The sequence below is a fragment of the Latilactobacillus fuchuensis genome, assembly GCF_900258455.1.
GTDB lineage: Bacteria > Bacillota > Bacilli > Lactobacillales > Lactobacillaceae > Latilactobacillus > Latilactobacillus fuchuensis.
This window is the reverse complement of the sequence record NZ_LT984417.1, coordinates 1,225,920-1,251,961: the sequence shown is the minus strand read 5'-3', so window position 1 is coordinate 1,251,961 and position 26,042 is coordinate 1,225,920. Positions and strand designations below refer to the sequence as shown.

At 42.9% G+C, this 26,042-nt stretch carries 27 protein-coding genes and 1 riboswitch; of the genes, 20 read left to right on the top strand and 7 right to left on the bottom strand.

Going from position 1 to position 26,042, the window contains the following annotated elements; translation table 11 throughout:
- The first annotated feature begins 24 nt into the window (after positions 1-24).
- Positions 25-150, top strand: a riboswitch (FMN riboswitch).
- Between the two features lie 123 nt (positions 151-273).
- Complete coding sequence (locus LFUMFP_RS05900) at positions 274-849, top strand: ECF transporter S component (protein WP_025082347.1); 576 nt, start codon at positions 274-276, stop codon at positions 847-849.
- Positions 850-906: 57 nt separating this feature from the next.
- Here the strand turns inward: LFUMFP_RS05900 and LFUMFP_RS05895 are convergent, their stop codons facing one another.
- The gene (locus LFUMFP_RS05895) at positions 907-1,137 is read right to left on the bottom strand and encodes a ferredoxin (RefSeq protein ID WP_106483254.1); all 231 of its coding nucleotides are present in this window, start codon (positions 1,135-1,137) and stop codon (positions 907-909) included.
- A 33-nt stretch (positions 1,138-1,170) separates the two neighbouring features.
- On the opposite strand from LFUMFP_RS05895, the gene LFUMFP_RS05890 reads away from it, so the two are divergent.
- From LFUMFP_RS05890 to rpsA, 5 genes are all read left to right on the top strand, one after another.
- Positions 1,171-2,193 carry a helix-turn-helix domain-containing protein gene (locus LFUMFP_RS05890; protein WP_106483253.1) on the top strand — a complete coding sequence of 341 codons (1,023 nt, stop codon included), beginning with the start codon at positions 1,171-1,173 and terminating at the stop codon, positions 2,191-2,193.
- Positions 2,193-3,629, top strand: a complete 1,437-nt coding sequence (locus LFUMFP_RS05885; RefSeq protein WP_106483252.1) for a RecQ family ATP-dependent DNA helicase — start codon at positions 2,193-2,195, stop codon at positions 3,627-3,629. The genes LFUMFP_RS05890 and LFUMFP_RS05885 overlap by 1 nt, the downstream gene beginning before the upstream one ends.
- A gap of 68 nt (positions 3,630-3,697) precedes the next feature.
- Positions 3,698-4,357, top strand: coding sequence for a LysM peptidoglycan-binding domain-containing protein (locus LFUMFP_RS05880; protein ID WP_025082343.1), 660 nt, complete (start codon positions 3,698-3,700; stop codon positions 4,355-4,357).
- Between the two features lie 64 nt (positions 4,358-4,421).
- Positions 4,422-5,087 (top strand): (d)CMP kinase, encoded by a 666-nt coding sequence (gene cmk, locus LFUMFP_RS05875; RefSeq protein ID WP_025082342.1) that lies wholly within the window; start codon positions 4,422-4,424, stop codon positions 5,085-5,087.
- Between the two features lie 91 nt (positions 5,088-5,178).
- Positions 5,179-6,390: a 30S ribosomal protein S1 gene (gene rpsA, locus LFUMFP_RS05870; protein ID WP_025082341.1), complete on the top strand. Its 1,212-nt coding sequence runs from the start codon at positions 5,179-5,181 to the stop codon at positions 6,388-6,390.
- A 438-nt stretch (positions 6,391-6,828) separates the two neighbouring features.
- Here rpsA and LFUMFP_RS05865 read toward each other — a convergent pair whose 3' ends face one another.
- The 5 genes from LFUMFP_RS05865 to LFUMFP_RS05845 are packed head-to-tail and all read right to left on the bottom strand — an operon-like array spanning position 6,829 to position 11,976.
- A complete protein-coding gene (locus tag LFUMFP_RS05865) occupies positions 6,829-7,560 on the bottom strand; it encodes an ABC transporter ATP-binding protein (RefSeq protein ID WP_025082340.1) in 732 nt (243 codons plus the stop codon).
- A 13-nt stretch (positions 7,561-7,573) separates the two neighbouring features.
- Positions 7,574-8,344: an ABC transporter permease subunit gene (locus LFUMFP_RS05860; RefSeq protein ID WP_106483251.1), complete on the bottom strand. Its 771-nt coding sequence runs from the start codon at positions 8,342-8,344 to the stop codon at positions 7,574-7,576.
- 17 nt (positions 8,345-8,361) lie between these two features.
- Positions 8,362-9,336 carry an aliphatic sulfonate ABC transporter substrate-binding protein gene (locus LFUMFP_RS05855; protein ID WP_106483250.1) on the bottom strand — a complete coding sequence of 325 codons (975 nt, stop codon included), beginning with the start codon at positions 9,334-9,336 and terminating at the stop codon, positions 8,362-8,364.
- Positions 9,329-10,846 carry an AMP-binding protein gene (locus LFUMFP_RS05850; RefSeq protein WP_025082337.1) on the bottom strand — a complete coding sequence of 506 codons (1,518 nt, stop codon included), beginning with the start codon at positions 10,844-10,846 and terminating at the stop codon, positions 9,329-9,331. The genes LFUMFP_RS05855 and LFUMFP_RS05850 overlap by 8 nt, the downstream gene beginning before the upstream one ends.
- Entirely contained in the window at positions 10,783-11,976 is a 1,194-nt protein-coding gene (locus tag LFUMFP_RS05845; protein ID WP_106483249.1) for an acyltransferase, read from the bottom strand. The genes LFUMFP_RS05850 and LFUMFP_RS05845 overlap by 64 nt, the downstream gene beginning before the upstream one ends.
- A gap of 233 nt (positions 11,977-12,209) precedes the next feature.
- On the opposite strand from LFUMFP_RS05845, the gene der reads away from it, so the two are divergent.
- The 3 genes from der to LFUMFP_RS05830 all read left to right on the top strand — a co-directional run bounded on the left by der (position 12,210) and on the right by LFUMFP_RS05830 (position 15,383).
- Positions 12,210-13,520, top strand: a complete 1,311-nt coding sequence (der, locus tag LFUMFP_RS05840) for a ribosome biogenesis GTPase Der (RefSeq protein ID WP_056950739.1) — start codon at positions 12,210-12,212, stop codon at positions 13,518-13,520.
- A 206-nt stretch (positions 13,521-13,726) separates the two neighbouring features.
- On the top strand, positions 13,727-14,002 hold the full coding sequence (locus LFUMFP_RS05835; RefSeq protein WP_106483248.1) for a non-specific DNA-binding protein Hbs: 276 nt from the start codon (positions 13,727-13,729) through the stop codon (positions 14,000-14,002).
- Positions 14,003-14,108: 106 nt separating this feature from the next.
- The gene (locus tag LFUMFP_RS05830) at positions 14,109-15,383 is read left to right on the top strand and encodes a tetratricopeptide repeat protein (protein WP_025082334.1); all 1,275 of its coding nucleotides are present in this window, start codon (positions 14,109-14,111) and stop codon (positions 15,381-15,383) included.
- 186 nt (positions 15,384-15,569) lie between these two features.
- On the opposite strand, the gene LFUMFP_RS05825 is transcribed toward LFUMFP_RS05830, so the two are convergent.
- The gene (locus LFUMFP_RS05825; protein WP_106483247.1) at positions 15,570-16,463 is read right to left on the bottom strand and encodes a YitT family protein; all 894 of its coding nucleotides are present in this window, start codon (positions 16,461-16,463) and stop codon (positions 15,570-15,572) included.
- Positions 16,464-16,603: 140 nt separating this feature from the next.
- Between LFUMFP_RS05825 and LFUMFP_RS05820 the strand changes: the two genes are divergently transcribed.
- From LFUMFP_RS05820 to LFUMFP_RS05770, 11 genes are all read left to right on the top strand, one after another.
- Positions 16,604-17,821, top strand: a complete 1,218-nt coding sequence (locus tag LFUMFP_RS05820) for a CCA tRNA nucleotidyltransferase (protein WP_025082333.1) — start codon at positions 16,604-16,606, stop codon at positions 17,819-17,821.
- A gap of 48 nt (positions 17,822-17,869) precedes the next feature.
- Positions 17,870-18,331: a hypothetical protein gene (locus tag LFUMFP_RS05815; RefSeq protein ID WP_025082332.1), complete on the top strand. Its 462-nt coding sequence runs from the start codon at positions 17,870-17,872 to the stop codon at positions 18,329-18,331.
- Positions 18,332-18,443: 112 nt separating this feature from the next.
- Positions 18,444-20,327, top strand: coding sequence for an ABC-F family ATP-binding cassette domain-containing protein (locus LFUMFP_RS05810; RefSeq protein WP_106483246.1), 1,884 nt, complete (start codon positions 18,444-18,446; stop codon positions 20,325-20,327).
- A gap of 21 nt (positions 20,328-20,348) precedes the next feature.
- On the top strand, positions 20,349-21,299 hold the full coding sequence (locus LFUMFP_RS05805; protein ID WP_106483245.1) for a thymidylate synthase: 951 nt from the start codon (positions 20,349-20,351) through the stop codon (positions 21,297-21,299).
- A gap of 11 nt (positions 21,300-21,310) precedes the next feature.
- Entirely contained in the window at positions 21,311-21,808 is a 498-nt protein-coding gene (locus LFUMFP_RS05800) for a dihydrofolate reductase (RefSeq protein ID WP_106483244.1), read from the top strand.
- 158 nt (positions 21,809-21,966) lie between these two features.
- Positions 21,967-22,812, top strand: a complete 846-nt coding sequence (locus tag LFUMFP_RS05795) for a DegV family protein (protein WP_025082328.1) — start codon at positions 21,967-21,969, stop codon at positions 22,810-22,812.
- A gap of 91 nt (positions 22,813-22,903) precedes the next feature.
- Positions 22,904-23,815: an SGNH/GDSL hydrolase family protein gene (locus tag LFUMFP_RS05790; protein ID WP_025082327.1), complete on the top strand. Its 912-nt coding sequence runs from the start codon at positions 22,904-22,906 to the stop codon at positions 23,813-23,815.
- Entirely contained in the window at positions 23,815-24,450 is a 636-nt protein-coding gene (locus LFUMFP_RS05785; RefSeq protein WP_025082326.1) for a YpmS family protein, read from the top strand. The genes LFUMFP_RS05790 and LFUMFP_RS05785 overlap by 1 nt, the downstream gene beginning before the upstream one ends.
- A gap of 9 nt (positions 24,451-24,459) precedes the next feature.
- Positions 24,460-24,684, top strand: coding sequence for a YozE family protein (locus LFUMFP_RS05780; RefSeq protein ID WP_025082325.1), 225 nt, complete (start codon positions 24,460-24,462; stop codon positions 24,682-24,684).
- Between the two features lie 11 nt (positions 24,685-24,695).
- Positions 24,696-25,223 (top strand): signal peptidase I, encoded by a 528-nt coding sequence (lepB, locus tag LFUMFP_RS05775; protein ID WP_025082324.1) that lies wholly within the window; start codon positions 24,696-24,698, stop codon positions 25,221-25,223.
- A 123-nt stretch (positions 25,224-25,346) separates the two neighbouring features.
- A complete protein-coding gene (locus LFUMFP_RS05770; RefSeq protein ID WP_025082323.1) occupies positions 25,347-26,036 on the top strand; it encodes a glycerophosphodiester phosphodiesterase in 690 nt (229 codons plus the stop codon).
- Positions 26,037-26,042 lie beyond the last annotated feature (6 nt).

Here is a 26,042-nt window from a genome sequence, read left to right as displayed (position 1 = left end):
CTTTCCGTGAAGTAAATATTAATGGTTTGTCTTCAGGGCAGGGTGTAATTCCCGACCGGCGGTAATAGTCCGCGACCTGCTGCATCTGCAGTGGCTGAACCGGTGTGACTCCGGTACCGATAGTGAAAGTCTAGATGGAAGAAGATAGAGCTTATTTGGGTATGAATGTATTCATTTAAGGTCTATTAATCACCCTGGTTAATAGACCTTTTTTAATGCAATCAAACACTTTGAGTTCGCAAATGAAGACAACCTCATTTGGAGGGTGTTACGATGCATGCATCAAAAGTACGGACAATGGTTGGCGTCGCCATGTTAGGCGCAATTTCATTTATTGTGATGTTTTTCGAGTTTCCCATCATTTTGGCTTTTCCTTTTTTGAAGGTCGATTTTAGTGATGTGATTGTTTTACTCGGAACCTTTATTTACGGGCCACTTGGTGGTATCGGGGTGGCGGTGATTCGCTCGGTACTCCATTTCATCATGACGGGTGCTAGTCTGCCAAGTTTGGTGGGCGATTTTGCCGGAGTGTTAGCGTCTATTTTTTATCTTTTACCGTTTTATTATTTATTCAAACGGCAAAAAAGCGTTGTGAAAGGTCAAATTTTTGCTGGGGTCGTCAGTTCAATCAGTATGACGATTGTGATGGTCTTGGCCAATTGGCTCTTTATTTTACCACTCTATATTCGATTAATGGGGCTCAATTTAGGCATGTCAACCCTCCAGTACGTCTTGATCGGGTTAGTACCGTTCAACTTGATTAAAGGTGGTTTGGTCACGGTCGTCTTTGGTATTTTATATTTACGAATCTTACCATGGTTAAAACAACATATGAAAACAGCCATCTGAGGCTGAATAAAAAGACACTAACCGCGACTGGTTAGTGTCTTTTTACGTGGGGATATGCTAGGATGAAAATGGGGTTGATTGACGAACAATTGCGCCCGTTGGACAAGCTGTATAGGCTGATTTGAACGCAATTTGATCACGTGGATTGTCGATGGGGACCTGACCTTGATTCTGATCAGGTTTAAAGAAGGCAACACCATCGGCATCATAATCAAAGAGGGTTGGCGCCTTCAATTGGCAGAGGCCACAGGCAATACAACGTTCAGGAATAACACGACTATATAACAATGAATTCACACTTTCTAGGATAAGGAATTTAAGATGTTAATTGATTATCTTTTATGTTTATTGAGTACCGACAAGCGCCGCTACCAAGTGGTCTATTACACCTTGGTCGGTAAGCGTACGACGTCTAATTTATACGCAGCGTTAGATTACGATATTATAAAATGGCTTCAAATTTATCCTAATCTATCATTGACGCAATTTCAAGCGATATTAAATAAAATGGTTGAGGCGGGTTGGTTAGTCTGTGATGACCATTTTGCTTGGTTGACGCCAGCCGGTGATCAACAAAAACAAGCAATCCGACCAACCTTATTTTGGCCGAAGCATTATGATGGGCCACAGATGGGCAAATTGACGGCGTTTCAAAGTCGCTTATTACTGGCACTCCAAATTACATCTGAATACGCCCACCATAACCAGCGTTATTTTCCTGTGACCATCAGTTTACATGAACGCAACCAAGTCGTCTATTGGTTTAAACAACATAAACAACAAACTTATTTCCCGCAACAGGTTCAAACTGAGCTCAGGCTGCTGTTACAGGAACTCACAACCGAACAGGCTAACCTATTGGCCAATCGCTTAGTCGGCCATCAAGTCACCGGTAGTAGCCAGCAACAGCTCGTGCAACTGTTGGGACAATCACCGTTGGCCATTGAATTACAAACGCTTGATGGGTTTGCGCAGCTCTTAACACGGTTGCGCCAATCACCAGCTCAATTTCCGATTTTAGGGGGATTAGTGTTGGATAAGCCAAGCCGGTTAAGTCAGAGTACCGCTCAAACCTGGCAAGCCATCCAATCGGGGCAGACGGTTGATCAAATCAGCCAGCAACGGCACATTAAACGTGGTACGATTCTGGAACATCTACTCGAAATCGCCATATTAGTGCCGCAGTTTCCGTTTGTTGATTATTTAACGCATCAGAGCGAGTTAGCCACGTTATTCGCGCAGGATACGGCGGTCAGTTTTCAAACCGTTCAAGCGACGGTTCCGGCGATTGATTTTTTTGAATACCGGTTATATCAAATTAAATTAAAGGTGGCGGGCCAATAATGTGGGACATTCAACAGGTTTTAAAACAGCGCTTTGGCTACGACACCTTTAAACCGGGACAAGCGGCCGTTATTGAGGCTGTCTTGGCTGGTCGGGATACACTGGCCGTTTTACCGACCGGCACGGGTAAGTCGTTGTGTTACCAGTTACCGGCCTATTGTTTGGGCCATACAACCATGATTGTGTCGCCATTGATTGCGTTAATGCAAGATCAAGTGGCACAACTGAATTATCAAGGTGAAAAGCGCGCAGTCGCGATTAATTCCAATTTGGAGTATGGGCAACGCCAACAGTTGCTACGCCATTTGCCAGATTTTCGGTTTATCTTTATGGCGCCAGAAACGTTAAGCAATCCGGAAACACTAGTCGCTTTACAACAATGTCAGATTGATCTGTTCGTGGTCGATGAAGCGCACTGTATCTCACAATGGGGGATTGATTTTCGGCCAGATTATTTAGCACTAGCTGGCATTAAAAAGCAGCTAAAGCCGACTGCAACGTTGGCGTTGACGGCTACCGCAAATGCCCAGGTTCGATTAGATATCATCGATAAATTAGGCTTAAACGCCGTTGAGCAAGTCCTAACGTCGGTCGACCGACCTAATATTTATCTGGGGGTTAGTCCGCAACCAGACGAACAATCTAAGGATGCCTATTTAGTTCAATTGGTTAAAAATAGTCAAGGTCCCGGAATTATATATTTCTCGAGTCGTCAAAAGACCGTTGAGATTGCGAATTTATTGCAACAACAGACGAATCAACGGGTGGCTTACTATCACGCCGCACTATCGACACAGGAACGCTACGTGATTCAGCAACAATATATGGACGGAACGATTGATGTGATTTGTGCGACCAATGCGTTTGGGATGGGAATCAACAAGGCCGATATTCGCTACGTCATTCATTACCATGTGCCACAGAACATCGAAAGTTATCTGCAAGAAATTGGGCGTGCGGGCCGTGATGGACAACCGGCGTATGCGATGGTGCTGACCACGCCGCAAGATCTGTATTTACAACAGGCATTGGTTGATTTTGGGATTCCAACCAACAGTTTGATTCAGCAATTTTTTAAGCAACCGGATTTGTTTAAAAAAAGTGAGGGCAACGAATTTGAATTATTACGCCGCTACCAACAACTCGGTTTATCGGCTAATGCGGTCGAACAATTATTGACGAATCGTCAAAAAGAAAAACAGTTCGCCTTGCAGACAATGCTTGATTATTTGGCTTTTAAAGATTGTCGCCGCCAATTTATCATTAATTATTTCGATGAAACGATTCACCAAGTTAACCATAATGACACTTGTTGTGGAAATCAAACGAATTTAGAATTTTTAGAAAAAATTAATTTAGCATACGCAATTAATGATAAAGCCCCTAAAATAAACAGTTTAACGCCATGGGATAGGATTTTGACCCAATTGTTTTAGCGTTTTTTAAAGTTTTTTTGAAAAGTCTATGGTACAATATCAAAGAATACCGAGAGGGAGGGCCGTCAATGCTCAAAGATGACAAGAAAAAAACAGATAATCAGACGGAAGATAAACCCTGGGAAACACAATTTGATGATGATCGTGATGCCAAAGGTAATTTATCCCGTGTTGCTTCCAAGAGTAAAGAAAAGGGTAATACTTATTTTGCCATTATTTTAGGTGTTTTATTAGTGTTAATGATTGCTTTTCCAATTATTGCCTACACCGTCCATTCTAGTCGGGCCAACAAACCGGTTGAAGAATCTTCCAAGATTGTTGTCGATAATACTGACAGTAGTAGTGCTAAGAAAGCGGCTAAGAAGTCGCAATCAATTAGCGAGAGTAAAGCGAAAGTTGCCAGTGAAGACAAAGCTAAGGCAGCCAGTGAAAGTAGCGCTAAAGCGGCCAGTGATGAACAAGCCGCCGCTGCAAGTAGTAGTCAGGCAGCCGCTGAGAGTCAACAAGCTGCAAGTGCTAGTCAAGCAGCTGCTGATAGTAGTAGTGCTGCTGAAACGAGTAGCAGTAGCTCTGAATCAGCAACTGGGACTTACACGCTTAAATCGGGCGAAGGCCTGTACCGTGCAGCGGTTAATAACGGGATGACGTTAGATCAATTATTAGCGTTAAATCCAGGATTAACCTCTAGTTCAAGTGTTGCACCAGGGACGCAACTCAATATTAAATAATAACAATTGAAGGCCTGGAGGATTTTCTCCAGCCTTTTTTAATGATTTTTAGGAGGATTTTTGAATGCAAATTGCAATTGATGGACCAGCATCATCTGGTAAGAGTACCGTTGCGAAGATTGTTGCGACGCAATTAGGTTTCGTATACGTAGATACCGGTGCGATGTATCGGGCGACAACCGTGCTTGCGAATCGTTTGGGGCTAGATTACGGGGATGAAGCGGGTTTGATGGCTAAATTAGTGGACGCTCAAATTGAATTCCAACCCGATCAAGCGGGTCAAAAAGTTTTCCTAAATGGTGAGGACGTCACATTGACGATTCGGACACCCGAAATTACTAATAACGTCTCACAAGTGGCAGCCTTAGCAGCGGTGCGAACAGAAATGGTTAAACGTCAACGGCAGATTGCCGATCAAGGACAAGTTGTGATGGACGGTCGGGATATCGGAACTACGGTGTTGCCCGATGCTGCGGTCAAGATTTTTATGGTCGCCAGTGCCAAAGAACGTGCACAACGCCGATACGCTGAAAACATCACTAAGGGCATCGATACGCCATTAGCAACGTTGCAAGCTGAAATTGAATTAAGAGATCAAAAAGATAGTACGCGGGCCGTTTCACCATTGCGGAAAGCGGCCGATGCGGTTGAAATTGACACGACTAAATTAACAATTGAGCAAGTTGTCGCTGAAATATTAGCGATTACGAAACAAAAGATGCCAAATTAGTGAATTACCAAGGGAAAAAACTGGTAATTCAGCGGGAATTCAACTAAAATAGAAGTGTATAGACAGTCAGTCGTTAAGGAGGATTTTAGGTATGAGTGATGCTAACTTGAATGAAACTCAGAGCAGCGAAGCTATGGCAGCTGCTTTGAACAGTGTCCACGAAGTCAAAATTGGGGACGTTGTTCAGGGTGAAGTTTTAGCAATTGAAGATCGCCAAGTCATTGTTGGAATTCAGGGCACTGGTGTTGAAGGGGTCGTTCCTCAAAAAGAACTCTCAAGTCAACCCATTGACCAATTATCAGATATCGTTAAGGTTGGGGATGAAATGGCCTTAGTCGTTATTTCAACAATTGGTAATGATAAAGAAAATGGTAGTTATTTATTATCAAAACGTCGTTTAGAAGCACGTAAAATTTGGGCTGAAATTGAAGCTAAATTTACGAATCAAGAAACCGTAACAGCGACTGTCTCAAGCGTTGTTAAGGGTGGTTTAGTCGTTGATGTTGAAGGCGTTCGTGGTTTTGTACCCGCTTCAATGATCTCAGACCGTTTTGTCCGTAACTTGGATGGTTATAAAGGCCAAGAAATGACCTTACAAATTATTGAAATTGAACCAAGTGAAAATCGTTTAATCTTATCACGTAAAGCGTTAGTTGAACAAGAACGTAAAGCACAATTGCAAGCCGTTTTTGAAAAACTATTACCTGGTGATATTATCGAAGGTGAAGTTGCGCGTTTAACCAACTTTGGTGCCTTTATTGATTTAGGCGGCGTTGACGGTTTAGTCCACGTTTCTGAAATTTCATATGACCATATTAAACAACCAGCAGATGTTTTGACGGTTGGTGAAACGGTTAAGGTGAAGGTCTTAGCATTAGATCAAGAAAAAGGCCGGATTTCATTATCGATTAAAGATACACAACCTGGTCCTTGGGATGAAATTGCTGAAAAAGCACCTGTTGGAAGTGTTTTAGAAGGCGTTGTCAAACGTTTGACAACTTTCGGTGCTTTTGTTGAAGTATTCCCAGGTGTTGAAGGTCTTGTGCATATTTCACAAATCTCACATCAACACATTGCGACACCAAACGATGTTTTAGAAGAAGGTCAAACAGTTCAAGTTAAAGTCTTGAATGTTGATCCAGATCAACAACGTTTAGGTTTATCAATCAAAGCGTTACAAGAAAAACCAGCGGGTGCGAAAGATTCTGAACCAAAAGATGTTGCACCATCTGATTATCAAATGCCAGAAGAAGAATCTGGTTTTAGTATCGGCGATTTGATTGGTAAATCATTAGATAAATAAGTGCTTACTCAAGTTGGTCAGGCTTTGAGGATTAACCTACAAATCAGCGTTATGATTTGTACTCTGAATCATAACGCTGATTTTGTAGTTAACCGGAAAAGGCTACTTGAGAAGCACGTTATAATCGAAGTGCTAAATACAGCCGATCAGCTTCTGAGTATAGCCTAGAATTGTGAGTTATGACTGGGGTTAGTCATAACTTGCGATTCGTAGCTAGACGGAAGAAGTTGGCTGGGAAGCACGTTATGATCGAAGTGCCGTCACTCACGGGTAGTTTCGGAGCATTAGCCTAGTCTGGTGAATAAAGGCCGCACTATGGACTTTGTTTGCCAGACGTAGCTGAGCACAGGAAACTGTGAGTAACTGCACGTTATCAATTATCTAGCAATTCAAAAAAGGTGTTTATCCTGAGTTTTCAGGATAAACACCTTTTTTTGGTTATCCAGCCGGTTGAACTTGGCTGGTTTCGAGTTGGCTAATGATTTGTTGAACGATCGCTTTAAATGCTGGACTATGCCGATCTCGTGGACGCGGTAGATTAATCGGAATTTCTTGGAGCAATTGTTGTTGGCCGACAATCACGATTTTAGAAGCGAGCGCAACGGCTTCTTCAATATCATGGGTCACCAATAGGGCGGTTAATTGTTGGGCTTTCCACAGGTTTTCAATGAGTTGTTGCATTGATTGTCGGGTGAAAGCGTCTAAGGCGCCAAACGGTTCGTCAAGCAATAGTAGCTCGGGATGGTGTAATAAGATACGTGCTAAGGCAACACGTTGTTGCTGGCCACCAGAGAGGGTTAGCGGGTATTGATGTTGATTGGCCGTCAGATCAACTTGGGCTAAGGTGGTTGCTAATTGTTCAGAGGTGATTTTAGCTTGGCCAATACTGAGATTTTGTGCGACGGTTTTCCAAGGGAGCAACCGAGGATTTTGGAACATGATTCGGGTCATGGCGTTGGTGGTTGTGACGCGCTGCTGGTTTTGCCAGATGCTGCCTGAACTAGGGGCACTTAAACCGGCGATCATCCGCAGTAATGTACTTTTACCAGCACCACTTTTCCCGATAACGGCGATAAAGTCGTTTTGCTGAATGGTCAAATCAATCGGATTTAGAATGGTTTGGCCGTTGAATTTTTTGGTAACTGCTTTTAATTCCAGAACTGTTTGCATTTTAAAACCACCTTTATTCATTAATTTGCCAGTGATTGGCTTCATTTTCGAAAAACTTAGCAATTAAATCTGATATTTTACCGAGTAACGCATAAATCAAAATACTGACGAGAATCACATCCATCTGCATGAATTCACGGGCGTTCATCGCCATATAGCCGATACCAGAATCCGAAGCGATCGTTTCGGCGACGATTAGTGTCGTCCACATAATGCCGAGCGCGTAACGTAGCCCGACTAGGATGGCCGGCAGCGCACTCGGAAAGATAATATCGGTGAAGAGTTGCCAACGACTCAACTGGTAAACGTGGCCCATTTCAATCAATTCTGGATCAACGCTTTGAATCCCGTGTACCGTGTTGGCGTACAGGGGAAAGAAGACGCCAACGGCCACTAGAAAAATCTTACTGGTTTCGCCCACCCCGAACCAGGCGATGACGAGCGGGAGTAATGCGAGATGCGGGATGTTGCGGATCATTTGGATGGTCGAATCGAGTAATTGGTTGGCACGGTGGGAGAGGCCGGTCAGTAACCCGAGTAGTAAGCCTAGACTGGCACCAATGCCGAGACCTAAAGTGGCACGGTAAAGACTGATAGTGACGTTTTTGAAGAGTTCCTGGCCCTGTACCAAGGTGTAAGCTGTTTTGATGATAGTCGAAGGGGCCGGGAAAAACTTAGTGGAAATTAAATTGAACTGACTCGCGACTTGCCAAATCAGTAGTAAACTGACGGGCAGTAATGCCGGTAAACAGAAATTGAGGAGCTTAGTTTTGAACTTTTGCATGACACACCTACTGACTATTAATTTTCGATTTTAGCGGATTGAACATCAACTTTCTTTTTGATTAATTTTAAATCGTAGAAAGTATCGGCGATGGATTGTTGTTCTTTCAAAATTTCGGTGGAGATTGATTCTAGCCCGTAAGTCCGGCGGTTGACCATCAAGGTAATCGTCGCTTGATCCATCTTCAACGCTTTAGCGAGATTTTTAATCAATTGGCTTTTATTTTGATTGGCGCGTTTGAGGGCCTTATTGGTCTGACTGACGACTAGTTTAGTCACGTCAGGATTAGCGGTTGTAAAGGATTTAGTGGATAAAATGAAATCACGATCGGTCGTATAACCTTCGGCGGTCGTTAGGATTTGCGCGCCGATATCAGTTTGTGCCGAAGCGGTATAGGGGTCCCATGTGACCCAAGCAGCAACGGAGCCCTTTTCAAAGGCAATCCGGGCGGCACCAGCGTCTAGATATTGAACATCAACATCGTTCAAAGTCAGGCCAGCTTTTTTGAGGGCTCTGATTAAGAAGTAATGAGCGCTAGTGCCTTTCGCAACTGCAATCTTTTGGCCTTTCAAGGCTTTGACTGATTTAACGGTACTATTTTTAGGAATCAGGATTGCACTACCTTGGTATTTAGAATAACCGGCAGCGGCATAGACGATTTGCGCGCCACTGCTTTGCGCAATCACCGGTGGCGTGTTACCAGTCCGACCGAAGTCAATTGAACCGGTTTTAAGCGCTTCTTGTAAGGCGCTACCGTCGACGAATTCATGCCATTTAACGGTGTAGTTTTCCTTTTCCAACGCTTTTTCAAGACCACCATCGAGTTTGGCAATCTGGAAAATATCGCCTTTTTGATAGCCAATCGTAATCACGGTTTTGGCTTCGGCTGTTTGATTACCGTAGAGATAGTGGTAGCCAAAGGCGGCGCCGATTAACCAGATGCTACAGAAAAGTGCGACGGCCAGTTTTTTAAACCAATGTGTTTTAGCCATAATGGGCCACCTCCTGTAAATTAAAATCAGTTAATTGATGCCGTTTAACTTTGCCGGTCGGACCACTGGGCAAGGCTTGGACGAAATGAATGATTTCGGGCTGTTTAAACCGGGAGAGGTTGTGTTGGCAATGTTCGATAATGGCTTGGTGATACGCTTCGAGTTGTTGTGCATCGGTTGAGTGATTGGTGAGGATAATGTAAGCACTGACGCGTTCGCCGAGAATCGGATCCGGTTGGCCAGTCACACAAACTTGTTCAACGAAGGGTAATGCTAATAAAATATTCTCGACTTCTGTGGGGCTTAATTTTTCACCCCCGCGATTGATCACGTCTTTTTGCCGACCGTTGATGAAGACGTAACCTTCGGAATCCTGATAACCGAGGTCGCCGGTTATCAGCCAACCTTGATCGAAGTCGGTGTTTCCTAAACTGTTTTGATAGGCCGTAATCACGTTAGCCCCACGAATGGCGATTTCACCCATTTGGTTGGCGGGTAAGGTTGAATGATCGGCTGCGACAATTTTTAAATCAAGACCAAGGGGTACGCCAACGGAGCCTAACTTACGGTGTTGGAGTGGATTGGCGCAAATTTGGCTGGCAGCTTCGGTCATGCCGTAGGATTCGATTAACGGTACTTGAAAGGTCTTTTCAAATTGACGTGCCGTCGTAATGGCGAGTGGGGCTGAAGCTGATCGAATGAAGCGCAAGTGATGATTGATTGCGTACTGGGGGGCTTTTTTGAGTAAGATGTTGATGATGGTTGGGGCTAATGAGACCCACGTGATTTGCGCGGTTTGAACCGTGGCCCAGAATTGGCTGGCACTGAATTTAGGGGCAATCACTAGTTGTCCGCCGGAAACCGTCGTGGCCAATAAGGAAATGACTTGGGCGTTAATGTGAAAGAGCGGTAAACAGAGATAGGTGCGATCCGCGGCGGTCAATTGATGGCCCGCGATGATGTTTTGAATAGCTGCCAATAGTTGAGCGTGGGTTAAGCCAACTGCTTTGGGGGTCCCAGTCGTGCCTGACGTATACATATAAATCGCTAACGAATTTTCGGTCGGCACGCAATTAGTGGGTTGGTGATGGTTAATTGATTGACGTTGCCAGTAATGACTAGTCGCTAATTCAGGATTGATACTCAATCGTAGGTGGGGTTCGGGGGTACTAAAATGAGTGTCGTCGGCGAAAATAACGGCAGCGTAAGTTTGTTTGGCTAAGAGTTGGTGCGCTTCGTTATTGGGAATTTGGGGGTCAACGGCGGTAATCGTTAAACCCGTGATTAAGGCGGCGAGATAAGTAATGTAGAATTGGTAAGAATTGGGCAAGCCTAACATGAGGTAGTCGCCAGTTTGTAAACCTTGATTATTAAAAAAAGTGAGACAGTGTTGTAAATCACGACTAACGGTTGCCGCATCGAAAACGTGTTGTGCGGCTAAATCAGTTACTCGTGTTTTGGCTGTTGATTGTAAGAGTTGTTTTTGCAGGGTTGCGCTGAGTTTAGACATGACGAGGACCTCGTTTTAAGTATTTTTTTGGGACGACCGATACAATAAGCTAAGTAGGGCGTTTGGTAACAGAGATAGGCAATCCCGAAGGATAAACCGTAGATGACAAGGAGCGCAATTGGTGTGATTAAGATCAGCGCCAGGGTGCTCAGGTGAGTATTGGCTAAGAACCATTTGAAACCAGTAATCGCAATCGGTTGGGCAAGATAAATGCCGAATGATAGCTGGGCGCCGAGTGCGACCCATTTTGAAAACCAGCGCCAATGTGGTTCTAATCGGTGAGCGGCCCAACGTCGACCTAAATATAGGATGATCAGAATGAAAAGGCAGGCGTATAAAACAAATAACGGTTGATGAACGGATTTAGAAGCAATATCACCTAAATGGAGAATGAAACGATCATAATAGTAATAAAGCCAGATGGCTGGCACGGCGATCCATAAAAGATGAATGAGCTTGGGACCGTGACTATCGAGCCATTCAGTCAATTCTTGGTAGTTCAAGCAGGTGATAGCACCGGCGATGAAATAGAATTGATAAGTCCCGACGAAAACGCCGTAATGGGAGAGTAGGTAAGGCCAGTGGCTGGTATCGAGGTGGGGAATCACGAATTTAATCAATAGGGTAATGAGAATTTGACACCAGAAACTACTGTAGAGAATGACGCGGTGGTAACGTTGATTGTGTTGCAACCATTTGAATAATGGCGGAATAATCAGATAGAGTTGCATCGTGACGAGTACATAATAGAGATAGCCTAAATCACCGTGTAATAAATGCGGGCCCAGTTGCTGATAAAAGGTCAGCGTTAACGGGGATTGACCGTGCAACATGAGATAGACCAGATTCCAAGCGAGATAGGGAATCCCAATCAGCCAGAATCGTTTACGCCAGAACTTCAATAAGCTGACGGGTCGACGACTGAGACTAAAAAAGAGTACCAAACCACTAACAAACATAAAACTGGTTCGGGTAAAATGAAAAGAGGCGTGCAAACCACCAAAAATTTGGTAAGTTAGGCTAGTTGGATCGAATTGTTTTTTGACGATGCCGATGGTGTGAATCGCTAAAACGCCAATGATAAAAAAGAAACGCATAAAGTCGATTTCATAAAGGTGTTTCTTGTTCAAAAGCAGGAGCCCCTTTGTTAAGTATTAGTTATTATGAATAACTTGATGAGTACTTTACCGGTTAAATGTGACTTTTCTGTAAGTTTTAGATGGTTAAAATCGGATTTAATTTTGAATAAAATGGGATAGTGGCCTTTTTTTAGGAATTGCGGAATCGGCGCCATAAATATGCTATAATTGATTGTTATAGCTTGATCTCGGAATTATTATCAAGTTTGAAAGGAATGATTATTATGACAAAACCAGTTGTCGCGATTGTTGGTCGCCCGAATGTTGGGAAATCAACCATCTTTAATCGAATTGCCGGCGAACGGATTTCGATTGTTGAAGACACACCAGGGGTTACTCGTGATCGCATTTACACGAATAGTGAATGGTTAGGCCACGAATTTAGTTTGATTGATACCGGTGGGATTGAAATTAGTGATGCACCATTCGTTGAACAAATTAAGCAACAAGCAGAAATTGCCATTGAAGAAGCCGATGTGATTATCTTTTTAGTCAGTGCACGTGAAGGCGTGACGGATGCGGATGATCGCGTTGCTCAAATTCTTTACCGGGCCGATAAACCAATTCTATTAGGGGTTAACAAAGCTGATAATCCTGAACAACGTCAAGATATCTTTGATTTTTACAGCCTCGGCTTCGGCGATCCAATTGCCGTTTCCGGGAGTCATGGTCAAGGGATTGGGGATTTATTAGACGCTGCGGTGGCTAAATTCCCAACTGAAGATCAAGAAGAAGAAGACGACAGTATCAAATTTAGTTTGATTGGTCGTCCGAACGTTGGTAAATCATCATTGGTTAACGCGATGCTCAAAGAAGAACGGGTCATTGTGTCGAGTATTGAAGGCACGACGCGGGATGCGATTGACACCAAGTTTATGGCTGAAAACGATCAAGAATTTACGATGATTGATACGGCCGGGATTCGTAAACGGGGCAAGGTCTACGAAAATACTGAAAAGTATGCCGTCTTACGGGCTTTACGGGCGATTGACCGTTCTGACGTTGTCTTGGTTGTCTTGAATGCTGAAGAGGGTATTCGTGAACAAGATAAAAAAGTCGCAGGGTACGCGCATGAAGCCGGCCGTGGGATTATCATTGTCGTCAACAAATGGGATACTTTGGAAAAAGATAACCATACAATGAAGGAATTCGAAGACCATATTCGGAGCCAATTCCAATACTTAGACTACGCACCGATTATTTTTGTTTCCGCTAAAACGGGCGTCCGTCTACAGAACCTACCAGCGATGATTGAACAAGTTAGTGAAAATCAAAACCGGCGGATTCAATCGTCCCTATTAAATGATGTCTTAATGGATGCGACAACCGTCACACCAACACCAGCGATTAATGGGAAACGATTACGGATTTATTACATGACACAAGTGGCGGTCAAGCCACCAACGTTTGTCGTTTTTGTGAACGATATTAATCTACTTCATTTCTCATATCAACGCTTCCTCAAAAATCAATTGCGTAAAACCTTTGACTTTACCGGTACACCAATTCATTTGATCCCTAGACAACGAAAATAGGTCAATTTTAACCGAATTTAGCTAATATGATTAACTAAATGGTGACGAAAGCCTTTTTTTAAGCAAAAAGCCTTGCTATCACTAGGTTTATATGATAAATTAAAAAATGAAATGGTGATCAAATCATTGTTTCGTCATTTTTGACCACTCAAAAATGGTTTCGGTAGACAATACTGATTATCTGTGATGAGCAGGAGGTGAAAACTATGGCAAACAAAGCACAATTGATCGAAGGCGTTGCAACAAAGACTGGTTTAACCAAGAAAGATGCAACTGCTGCAGTTGATGCAGTATTTGGTTCAATCCAAGATACTTTGAAACAAGGCGACAAGGTACAACTTATCGGTTTTGGTACATTCGAAGTACGTGAACGCGCAGCTCGTAAGGGTCGCAATCCACAAACTGGTGCAGAAATTAAGATTCCTGCAAGCAAAGTACCTGCATTCAAGCCAGGTAAAGCATTAAAGGATTCTGTTAAATAAGAATTCAAACTTAGGACTGGGATCTCCCAGTCCTTTTTTAGTGTCAATTAACGGTTAAGTGAGTCGAATTGTGATAGAATAGGACAATTGAAAAAGGGTGGTTGAAATGACGAATTCAGAAGAGATGTTAACAGCATTAGAAGATAATAATTTAGAAGCCGCGGATAAATTTTTTAAACAAGCGCTAACGGCTGATGATCCAGATACGTTGTATAGTTTGGCTGAAGAACTGTACGCAATGGGTTTCTTAGAACAATCTGAAGCAATTTATCAACAATTACTCAAACAGTTTCCCGATGAAGACCAAATTCGGACGACATTGGCGGATATTGCGGTCAGTAATGGACAGCACGACGAAGCGTTGGCTTATTTAAGTGACATTACGCCGGAGTCAAACGCTTATGCGGAAAGTTTATTGACAGCCGCTGACGTTTATCAAACCATGGGACTGCCAGAAGTCAGTGAACAAAAATTATTAACGGCGATTCGTGCCTTTCCTGAAGAACCTGTGATGCAATTTGCCCTGGCTGAATTATATTTCGAATTAGGGGAATACCGGAAAGCGGCTAATTATTACGAAGCCTTGATTGACCAAGACGTGACGGAACTTGGCCAAGTCGATATTCAAAAACGGTTGGCAACGAGTTATGCCAGCAGTGGCGCGTTTGAAGAAGCGCTTGAAATCTACGAGAGTCTGCGTCAAGAATTTTTAACGGCGGACGATCAATTCCAAATGGGCTTTTTATATCTCCAGATTAAAGATTACGAACGGTCAATTAAGTTATTGACGGCCTTGCAAAAATCAGATCCACAATACACATCACTGTATGCGTATCTAGCAACTGCTCAAGCGGCAATCAATCAACTGGAAGCGGCTCTAGTAACCGTCCAAACCGGGATTGGCTACGATCAATATAGCGAAGTCCTTTACCAAAAAGGCAGTGAATTAGCGCTCCAATTGGGAGACGATGTGGTGGCTGAACAAATGTTGACGAAGGCGCTAGCGATTAATCCCGATAATATGGGTGAAATCAATGCGTTGAGTGCGGTTTATCGCCGGCAAAATCGCCATGCTGAAAATATCAGCTTGGTTCAAGAGGCTATCGAAAATCATAAACCAACGGCGGAATTATATTGGTCATTGGCGCAATCTCAATTTGCCGAAGAACAAATGACGGCGGCGCGGGAGAATTATTTATTAGCCTATCCCGAATTAAAAGCCGACCCAGAATTCCTGCACGATTTAATTCGTTTCTTCCAAGAAATGGCGCAAGTGCCAGAATTATTATCGGCACTAGAACAATACCTAAAATTAAAACCGAATGATTTAGACATGCAAGAAATGTATGAAGACTATAAGAGCGCTGATTCAAGCGATTAGACCTCGAGCATAACCTAAAAATAGTCCAGATGGTTGGAACTTAAACCATCTGGACTATTTTGTAGTTAGACGGAGAGGTTGGCCTAGAAGTGCGTTTTAGATTAAGCGGAAGTTGTTACAACCAAAAACGCGTCTTCGTAATCAAAAAAACCCCGCAACTTTTACGAGTTGCGGGTCTTTTGCTATCTATTCAGTTTTAACAGTTGGTTTTGTGGGTGTGGCAGATTCATACGTAAAACCTTCGCCAAGTGCTTCATGGACGTCTAAGATGGAGACGAAGGCTTGTGGATCGTGGGCTTCAATAATTCGTTTTAGCTGTGTAATTTCAGTTGGACTGACGACACAGTAGAGCATTGGTTGTTGTTGATGGGCATAAGCGCCCTCTGAATGGAGGAAAGTAACGCCACGTTCCATATCGGCGATCACATCGTCGGCAATCGGTTGGAATTGTTGACTGATGATCAGAACCCCTTTAGCGGCATAAGTGCCCTCAAGCGTGAAATTAACGACGCGGGAGAACACGTAAGACGCCAGTAGCGTATACATCATATGTTCAACATCTAGATAACTCAATGAAGCAATCAAAACAACAATATCAAACATCAGTAGTGAGCGGCCCATCGGCAACCCTTTTTCTTTTTCAATAATCCGGGCAATCACGTCGCTGCCCCCAGTAGTGCCGCCGTAACGGTAGATAATGCCGCTGCCAAAGCCGCCGCATAAACCGGCTAGAATTGACGCAATTAAAATGTCGTGGTTTAAATCAATCATGATTGGCACCCGTTGCCAAATCCATAGGAAGACGGACATCATCGCTGTCCCATAAATCGTATAGGCGAGGGCGCGCTTGCCCAAGAAACGGTACCCGAGAATAATTAAGGGGATGTTTAAAACAATCGTCGTATAGGCGGGATCGAAATGAAACCAATAGCGCAAAATCAGGGTGACCCCGGTTAAGCCGCCTTCAGCTAAATGATTTTGAATGTTGATGGTCACTAACCCAAACGCATAGATGGCACACCCCAAGGCAATGACGACTAAATCGCGAATCGTCGTAGCCGTTGTTATTTTTTTTGTCAAAATAATCCCTCCTCCAAACAATCGTTACCTCAAATATAGCACGAATTTGCAAAAAACCAACTGTTAGAAGGGCAGTCATCGATAAATAAGGTATGGTATGATAAATAAGAATAATCAAGTAGTAGATAAGAGGTTAATGTATGAAAGTCACAACTTTTGCGCCAGAATTTGAAATGGCGTTACCAATTTTACACCAAATTGAAGCGGCGGGTTTTGAAGCTTATTTTGTCGGCGGGAGTGTCCGCGATTACTTATTAGGGTTGCCCATTCACGATGTCGATATTGCGACGTCCGCTTATCCAGCCGAGGTCAAAGCCATATTTGACCGGACGGTTGATACCGGTATTCAACACGGAACAGTGATGATTTTGGATCACGGGACGGGTTATGAAGTGACCACTTTTCGAACGGAAACGGGTTATCAAGATTTTCGGCGCCCCGATTCAGTTACTTTCGTCCGATCATTAGCTGAAGATTTAAAACGACGCGATTTTACAATTAATGCGCTAGCGATGCGTGCAGATGGTGAAATTATTGATTTATTTGACGGGTTAGCGGACTTAAAGGCGCAAAAAATTCGGGCAGTTGGCGTGGCCGACGAACGGTTTCATGAAGATGCGCTCCGCATGATGCGGGCGGTGCGTTTTGAAAGTCAACTCGGTTTTGATGTGACGCCGACAACCCAAGCTGCGATTCAAAAACACGCGGCACTGTTAGCGAAAATTGCAGTTGAACGGATCCATGTTGAATTGATTAAATTGATGCAGGGCCAACGACGACATAATGGTTTAAAGACGTTACTCGCAACGGGTTTAAATCAGTATTGTCCGGGCTTAGTGGATCAAACGGCTGCATTACAACGATTGATTGATTTACCCACACAACGTGTCACATCAGAAAGTGCGGCGTGGCTCTTGTTAACGGCGACACTGCAACTAACACCTGCGACCGCTAATCAGTTCCTTAAACAGTGGAAATGTGCCAACGACGTGATTGCTGACGTGACGGCTGGTCTGGTGTTATTACCGCAATTAATCGAACAGCGTGCGCAAGCTTGGAATTTATACGAAGCAGGCGAGGCTGTATTGACCATTTGTTTACAGGTTGGTCAGTTGTTAGCGCCGAGTGCAATTATGGATCAGGATTGGCTGGCACACTACGCGGCATTGCCCATTAAAACGAAGCGTGAACTCCAAATTAACGGTCAAATTTTAATCCAATCATTAGGGATTCAACCAGGGCCAAAACTCGGGCAAACCTTGACGCAGCTTGAAAAATTAGTGGTTAATGGGCAGTTGCCTAACGAGCAGGATAGGTTAGTCCAGTGGGTTAAACAAAATAGCGCTCTTAGCGACTAAAGTATGGTAAAATACGTTTGTAAGCACATTCAGAAAGGATGAATCGCAATGACACAACATGTTTTTAAAGAATTGAAATTTTATTTTCGTAATGGTGACGTTTGGACCGTCAACCATAAAGAATTGAACGATATTTGGATTAGTCGCGTCACCACTAGTTACGGCCGCATTGAAGGTGGTCCGATGCAAGAGATTCATCCTTGCAAGAGCTTTAAAGCGGAAATTTTACCTGAAGCCGATCACGTTAAGAGTGAAGACATCAACACCGGTTCATTAGAGATGGGCATGTTTGGTCGAGCGACTAAGTATCAAGATATCGAAAAATTGGATTTAGTCTTCCAAGACGATCAAGATAAGGCCCCGCAACAAATCTATTTCCCATTTAAAAATAAAGACAATAGCGGTTTGGATAATATTTATCAAAGTAGTCAAATTTCTCAAAAGAACAGTCACCTCTACATTGTGATTGATGCAGAACATACGATTGCCGATATTTATCCAGAAATTTAAGGCCTATTCAAAAAAAGTGAGCGATCCGATTAGGGATTGCTCACTTTTTGATTGTTAGTTAGACCAAAATTCGCTATGATTGAAGATAACGAAAGTAAAAAAGGTGAGCTAATTGCAAACATTAACAGCGACAGATTTAACCAAGACATACGGTGAAAAAACGTTATTTGAAAAGATTTCATTTTTAATTCGCGAAGGGGATCGAATTGGTCTCGTCGGGATTAACGGGACTGGGAAGACGACGCTCTTAAATGCGTTAACCGGAACTGATTCATACGACAGCGGGCAAATTGAAACGCCTAATCAGTATTCAATTAGTTATTTGGCACAAAAGCCGAATTTTGATTCTGAATTAAGCATTATGGCGGCCATTTTTGCGGGCAATAACCCGGTTTTTAAAACCATTCAGAATTATGAACGGGTTTTAAATGCGTATACCAGTGATCCGACTAATCCGAAATTACAAACGCAATATGAACAAGCGGATGCTCAGATGACGCAACAAGATGCTTGGTCGGTCGATACCGATATTAAGACGATTTTAACGCAATTGCATTTAACCGATTTAGACCAACCGATTAATACGTTATCCGGGGGCCAGAAAAAGCGGGTTAGTTTGGCGCAGGCTTTAATTGAAAGTCCCGATTTGTTGATTTTGGACGAACCCACCAACCATTTGGATTTTGATTCCATTGAATGGTTGGAAAAACGCTTGGCGCAATACCAAGGCGCATTATTGATTGTCACGCATGATCGTTACTTCTTGGATCGGGTCGCTAATCAGATTTTTGAATTGGATGCCGGCCAACTCTATACGTACGATGGCAACTATGAACAATTCTTAATACAGAAAGCGGACCGCTTAGAACGGGAACAACAAGCCGCCCACAAACAACAACAACTCTATAAACAAGAATTAACGTGGATGCGTGCCGGTGCCAAAGCACGAACCACAAAACAACAAGCCCGCATTAATCGCTTCAACGATTTGAAATCGAATTTAACGGCCGGACCGGATGATTCAGAAGTCGATATCCAGATGGGTCAATCGCGACTCGGCAAGAAAGTTTTAGAATTGAAACAGGCGAATTTAACCTTAGACACGCATCGGATTTTAACCGATTTTAGTATCTTAATCCAAGCTAACGACCGGATTGGGATTACTGGGGTCAACGGCGCGGGTAAATCATCTTTACTAAACATCTTAGCGCAACGGATTCCGTTAGACAGTGGCGAATTAATCGTCGGTGAAACGGTCAATTTAGGCTATTATACGCAACAGAATGAAGATTTTGATCCAAATAAACGGGTGATTGCCTACTTACAAGAAGCCGGTGAAGAAGTTGTTGGTCGGAATGGCGAACGCATCAGTGTCACCCAATTATTGGAACAGTTCTTGTTCAACCGTTCAATGCACGGGACTTTAATCGGTAAATTATCCGGTGGCGAAAAACGCCGTTTGTATTTATTGAAAATCTTGATGCAACAACCAAACGTTTTATTACTCGATGAACCAACCAATGATTTAGATATCGGCACGTTAACGATTCTGGAAAATTATTTGGATAACTTCAACGGCACCGTGATTACGGTCTCGCATGATCGCTATTTCTTGGATCAAGTGGCTGATAAGTTATTGGTGTTCGAAGGTGCGGGTCAGATTACGAGTGAAGTGGGTTTGTTTAGTGATTATTTAGCGAAACAAGGCGCACCCACGACTAGCAAACCGGCGAATGTTAAACCGGTCGTGGCAGAAGCACAGGCGGAACCCGTTAAAACCAAACAGAAATTAACGTACGCGGAACAAAAAGAATACGACCAAATTGAAGCTGAACTAGAAGGCCTAGATGAACAGATTGAAGCCATCAAAACGCAAATGAACGAAAATGGCGCTGATTATGATAAACTAGCACAATGGCAGTATGATATGGATCAATTGAATCAACAATTAGATGTTAAAATGGCGCGCTGGGATTATTTAAGTCAATACGCCTAAGTAGCGAATAAGGAGACTATTATGTCAGAACAAACTTATCTGGATTTAGCACGGACTATTTTGGAAACGGGTCATTATAAAGAAGATCGGACCAATACGGGTACCTATAGTTTGTTTGGCTATCAAATGCGCTTTGACCTACAAGCTGGTTTTCCATTATTGACGACTAAAAAAGTACCGTTTGGCTTAATTAAAAGTGAATTACTGTGGTTCTTGAAGGGCGATTCGAACATTCGCTATTTGTTAGAACACAATAATCATATTTGGGATGAATGGGCGTTTGAACGCTACGTGCAAAGTGCTGATTATACCGGCCCTGATATGACCGATTTTAGTCATCGGGCCCAATCCGATGCAGCCTTTAATACGGTTTACCGCGAGCAGATGAAACAGTTCGACGACCGAATTTTAGCCGATCAAGCGTTCGCAGATCAATACGGTGAATTAGGCGATATTTATGGGAAACAATGGCGTGCTTGGCAAACCCGCAGTGGTGAAACGATTGATCAAATTAAAAATGTGATTGAAATGATCAAAACCAATCCGGATTCACGACGGTTAATTGTGTCGGCGTGGAATCCAGAAGACGTGCCCTCAATGGCTTTGCCACCGTGTCACACGATGTTCCAATTTTATGTTAACGACGGTAAATTATCGTGCCAGTTGTATCAACGTAGTGGGGATGTCTTCTTGGGTGTGCCATTTAACATCGCTAGTTATGCTTTGTTGACACATTTAATCGCGCACGAAACGGGTTTAGAAGTCGGCGAATTCATTCATACCTTAGGGGATGCGCATATTTACAGCAATCATCTCGAACAGGTTAAGACCCAATTAGAACGGCCAATTCACGCGGCCCCTCAATTGTGGTTGAATCCGGATAAACAAAGTATCTTTGACTTTGACGTTGCCGATATCAAAATTCAAAACTATGAATCAGAAACGGCGATTAAAGCGCCGGTTGCTGTCTAGGAGGAAAAGCGATGATTGCATTTTTATGGGCCGAAGATCAAAATGGGTTGATTGGACAAGACGGGCATTTACCGTGGCGTCTCCCTAATGATTTGGCTAATTTTAAACGTGAAACGATCAATGAAGTCGTTGTGATGGGCCGTAAAACCTACGATAGCTTACCCAAACGGCCATTACCCGGTCGGCAAAACATTATCATCACGCGTCAAGTCGGTTTAACGGCTGAACCAGGGGTCCTCGTGATGACGCAATCAGCCGAATTATTGACTTACGCGCAACAAAATCCGACTAAAAAGCTATTCATCATCGGTGGTGCTGAGATTTTTAACCTCTTTAAGGCGGATGTTGACTATTTATACGTCACGAAGATTGCGGCCGCTTTTAAAGGGGACGTCTATATGCCAGAACTGGATTACACACAATTTAAGCGAATTGATGTCAAAGCCGGGGTTGTCGATGACCGTAATCGCTATCCGCACACGTTTGAAATTTATCAAAGGCTTGATTAACCGCTAGCCAATGGCCGAATTCTTGTTAAATTTTGCTGAAAAATTTGACGTGTTCTGATATACTAACGATAGGTATTTATCATTTGATGAATACGCAATCAAGGGATGGCTAACAACAATTATCCTAAGAATGAATAGAAAGTGTGGCTGAAGTAACAGTGGCTAATATTAAAATTGTAACGGATTCATCAATCCAATTAACAGCTGAAGAAATTAAAGAACATCACATTACAGTGATTCCATTGACCATTATGATTGATAATACGGTCTATATTGATGGCGAAACGATTACCCGTGATCAGTTTATGACTGAAATGGCTGGCGCTAGTGCTTTACCTAAGACGAGCCAACCAGCAATTGGTAATTTCATTGAAACTTACGAAAATTTGGCCGCTGATGGCAGTCAAATTTTATCAATTCATATGTTGCGTGCCATTAGTGGCACGGTTGATACTGCTCGTCAAGCCGGCGAAATGGCTAAGGCAGACGTCACCGTAATCGATAGTGATTTTACAGATCGTGCGATGGCCTTCCAAGTGTTGAAAGCGGCCGAAGTTATCGAAACCGGTGGTTCAATGGCGGACGCTTTAACGGCGATTCAAACCGTGCATGATCACACTAAGTTGTATATGGGCGTCACTGATTTGACGAACCTGGTTAAGGGTGGCCGTTTAAGTCACGCTGCTGGTGTGATTTCAAGCCTATTGAATATCAAAGTAATCTTAGAAGTCGCTGATAGTGAACTGAAGGTATTGCGTAAGGGTCGCGGTATGAAGACCATTACGAAGTTCATTGATGAGATGGAAACTAATTTACGTGAATTAAAAAATGTTAAAGCAATTGGCATTTCACATGCGGACGGTTTGGAATTAAGTCAGAAAATTCAAACGCAGTTACAAGCTGGGTTTCCCAATATTGAAATTCTAGTTCGGACAACCGACCCCGTGATTGCAACGCATGCGGGTGCCGGTGCGTTTGCCGTCATGTATTATACAGAAGACTAAGGTTTAAATTGTAAATGTAACACATAAGGCTGGTTGACATTTTACGTGTCCCAGCCTTCATTATTATCTAGTTTATTTTGAGGTGGCAGAATTGAAAAAAACGCGACAATTATTGATTGACTTGGGAATTTTAGTCGGCGCGATTGTCATTGTTTTTGTAATTTGGCAATTGTTGACCCCTAAACCCAAACAAGTCACGAACGCAACTGAAAAAACGGCTCAGACCGAATCGGTTCAAGCCAGTCAGCCTAAGCAGACCCTCCAACTGGTCGCGATTGGTGATTCATTGACGCACGGAGTTGGTGACGAAACCAACAAGGGCGGCTACGTCCCACTCGTGGCCCAAAAGATTAAACAGGCGACTGGTCATCCAGTGGCCACCGTCAATTATGGTGTGACGGGTGAAAAGAGTTATCAGATTGAAAAACGGATTCGTGAGAAAACCACGATTCAAAAGAAACTCAAACAAGCTGATTTAATCACACTGACGGTCGGTGGCAACGATTTAATGGCCGTTTTACAAGATGATTTCTTTGAGTTAGACCAGGCCAAAGTCACGGCGGGTCAGAAGCAATATCAAACTCATTTAACGACTTTATTAACGCAAATTCGCCAACAGAATCCGGATGCGCCGATTTTTATCATGGGCGTCTACAACCCATTTTACGTTTATTTTCCAGAAATCACCGGGATGTCAAAAGCCGTGACGCTCTGGAATCAGACCGCTAAGACGGCCGCTAAGGAATTCAAAGGGATTTATTACATTAACAGTGATCAAGATTTAACTCACGGTGACGGTCATTACGTGAAACAAACGAAGTCATTGGCCAAAATGGATAGCACGCAGATGCAAAAAACGTTGGCGGCTAATGAACATTTGAATCCGTATATTAGTGATACTGATCATTTCCATCCGAATCAAAAAGGCTATCAATTATTGACTAAATCATTTTGGTCGGTAATGAAGGCCCATCAAAAGCAATGGCTCAAAGGAAGTAACTGATGACAACTAGACAATCTATGAAACAACAAAAAAAGGGCCAACAGCCCAAGAAAACGATTAATTATTGGAAATACAGTTTCATCGTGTTACTGGCGCTAATTATTGGCACTGTGGGCTTTGTTGGCTATAACGTTTCGGCGCCGCAAACCCCTGCAGTTAAGACTGAAAAAGTGATTAAAGCGGATAGTACGTTTGAAATTCAAATGCAGAAGAAACAAATCAATAGTTTAGTCGCGTATTATTTGCAAAATTACCTACAAGATTCTAAAATAAAGTATCAATTTACATTGGGCCAACAGGCGATTTTATCCGGCCAGTTTAAATTCTTAGGGTTTCCGGTCGAATTTAATTTATTCTTCCAACCCTATGTCTTGGAAAACGGCGATGTTCAATTAAAGGCGAAACAGCTAGCAGTTGGTCAATTGAAAGTGCCGATGTCCTTTGTCTTTAATTACATCCAACGTCAATATAAATTCCCTAAGTGGGTGGTTTTAAACGCTAAGAAGAATACGATTACCTTACGCTTAAACGAATTTAAACTCGATAACGGGATTCAAGTGACGGCTAAACACATTAATTTAAAACAGGATAAAATTGATTTATCGGTTTATATACCATTAAAAAATAAGAAATAAGGTGGCGGCATGAAGCAGAGTTTTTATCGCTATTTAATGACCCAGCGTGATCCCAATAACTACGAACCAATTGCTCAGTTTGCGAACAATGCTTTTTTTGATCAATCATTTCCCAAACAAATCGGCGAGTATGAACCGCTATCGCGATATTTAGAGCTCAACGGGAGTTATTTGCCCAGTATGACGATTTTTGATGAAGCCTACGTGTTGTATCAAGAAAGTGAACAAGCCTAAGGAGAGCCATCATGAAACGGCGATTCAGTAGATTGAGCAGTTGGTTATTAATCATCGTCATCACCGGTTTGGTAGCGCTCGGGATTCGCACCTGGGTATTAGTGCCAGCAACGGTTGTTGGGACGTCGATGCGACCAACATTAGAACCAGGGAATTATCTCGTATTGCAGAAATTTGGCCAGATTAAACGTTTTGAAGTGATCGTCTTTAAATTGGATGGGACGACGTATATCAAGCGGGTGATTGGGTTACCGGGAGAACGGGTTAGTTACAAGGATGATCAATTGTCGATTAATGATCATCCGGTTGCCGAACCTTTCTTGACGACTAAAAAAGATCAAGAGACTGTTTTGACCTCTGATTTTGATTTGTCGATTTTAACCGGGCATCAAACGGTCCCTAAAGGCCATTATTTTGTACTCGGTGATAATCGACGCATCAGTAAGGATAGTCGCACGTTTGGTCCAATTGATGAAACAACAATTATTGGCCGTGCGAAGTTGGTTTATTATCCGGTTTCAAGAAGGAAATTACTATAAATGGAGGCAGGTGATTCCGGATTAAGGATCACTTGCCTTTTTTTGAGTTGACTAAGTTGACTAATTAGCGAATCTTGCTAATATTAAGCGTAGTATTATTGTGGCAGTAAAGGAGAGAGTCGTATGCAATCTAAAACATTAATCTTTGGTCATCGCGGTTATCCCAAACAATTTCCGGAGAATAGTTTGGCGGGTTTTCGTTACGCTTTGGCACACGGAATTGAGGGCCTTGAATTCGATGTCCATTTAACGCGCGACCAAGTACCAATGATCATGCACGATGAGAAGATTAACCGGACAACGGATGATAAAGGTTTCATTCAAGACTATTCATTGTCTGAATTACGGCAAGTCCACTTGAAGAACGGTGAATCAATTCCGACGTTAGCTGAATTCTTAACGCTGGTTGGCAATAGTTCAGTGCAGCTTAATCTAGAATTTAAAACGGATCAAATTCAGTATCCGGATATTGAACGGATTGTATTTGCGATGCTGAAAGAAATGACACTCAACAAACCGGTTATTTTCTCATCATTTCATTTACCAACCTTAGAACGCTGTCAGCAATTGGCCCCTAATGAAATTTATTGCTGGCTAACCAAAATGAATGTGCCTAATCCAAACCAATTTTTGATTGATCACCACTTAGCTGGGTTACATTTAAAACACTATCAGTCCGATATGACTGGCACACAACGCATTTGGACGGTCAATCGAAGAGGGCCAGCAATCAAGTTATTTAAACAGCAAGTCGCCGGCATCTTTACGGATGATTTTGTGCAGATGATGCAAATACGTGATCAAACCATGTAAAAACAA

Coding starts and splice junctions, on each gene's coding strand:
- LFUMFP_RS05785 (WP_025082326.1), top strand. CDS start 23,815: ATGACAACTAGACAATCTATGAAACAACAAAAAAAGGGCCAACAGCCC.
- LFUMFP_RS05850 (WP_025082337.1), bottom strand. CDS start 10,846: ATGTCTAAACTCAGCGCAACCCTGCAAAAACAACTCTTACAATCAACA.
- rpsA (WP_025082341.1), top strand. CDS start 5,179: ATGAGTGATGCTAACTTGAATGAAACTCAGAGCAGCGAAGCTATGGCA.
- der (WP_056950739.1), top strand. CDS start 12,210: ATGACAAAACCAGTTGTCGCGATTGTTGGTCGCCCGAATGTTGGGAAA.
- LFUMFP_RS05865 (WP_025082340.1), bottom strand. CDS start 7,560: ATGCAAACAGTTCTGGAATTAAAAGCAGTTACCAAAAAATTCAACGGC.
- LFUMFP_RS05805 (WP_106483245.1), top strand. CDS start 20,349: ATGTCAGAACAAACTTATCTGGATTTAGCACGGACTATTTTGGAAACG.
- LFUMFP_RS05815 (WP_025082332.1), top strand. CDS start 17,870: ATGACACAACATGTTTTTAAAGAATTGAAATTTTATTTTCGTAATGGT.
- LFUMFP_RS05770 (WP_025082323.1), top strand. CDS start 25,347: ATGCAATCTAAAACATTAATCTTTGGTCATCGCGGTTATCCCAAACAA.
- LFUMFP_RS05855 (WP_106483250.1), bottom strand. CDS start 9,336: ATGGCTAAAACACATTGGTTTAAAAAACTGGCCGTCGCACTTTTCTGT.
- LFUMFP_RS05820 (WP_025082333.1), top strand. CDS start 16,604: ATGAAAGTCACAACTTTTGCGCCAGAATTTGAAATGGCGTTACCAATT.
- LFUMFP_RS05860 (WP_106483251.1), bottom strand. CDS start 8,344: ATGCAAAAGTTCAAAACTAAGCTCCTCAATTTCTGTTTACCGGCATTA.
- LFUMFP_RS05830 (WP_025082334.1), top strand. CDS start 14,109: ATGACGAATTCAGAAGAGATGTTAACAGCATTAGAAGATAATAATTTA.
- LFUMFP_RS05885 (WP_106483252.1), top strand. CDS start 2,193: ATGTGGGACATTCAACAGGTTTTAAAACAGCGCTTTGGCTACGACACC.
- lepB (WP_025082324.1), top strand. CDS start 24,696: ATGAAACGGCGATTCAGTAGATTGAGCAGTTGGTTATTAATCATCGTC.
- LFUMFP_RS05880 (WP_025082343.1), top strand. CDS start 3,698: ATGCTCAAAGATGACAAGAAAAAAACAGATAATCAGACGGAAGATAAA.
- LFUMFP_RS05800 (WP_106483244.1), top strand. CDS start 21,311: ATGATTGCATTTTTATGGGCCGAAGATCAAAATGGGTTGATTGGACAA.
- LFUMFP_RS05900 (WP_025082347.1), top strand. CDS start 274: ATGCATGCATCAAAAGTACGGACAATGGTTGGCGTCGCCATGTTAGGC.
- LFUMFP_RS05780 (WP_025082325.1), top strand. CDS start 24,460: ATGAAGCAGAGTTTTTATCGCTATTTAATGACCCAGCGTGATCCCAAT.
- LFUMFP_RS05835 (WP_106483248.1), top strand. CDS start 13,727: ATGGCAAACAAAGCACAATTGATCGAAGGCGTTGCAACAAAGACTGGT.
- LFUMFP_RS05890 (WP_106483253.1), top strand. CDS start 1,171: ATGTTAATTGATTATCTTTTATGTTTATTGAGTACCGACAAGCGCCGC.
- cmk (WP_025082342.1), top strand. CDS start 4,422: ATGCAAATTGCAATTGATGGACCAGCATCATCTGGTAAGAGTACCGTT.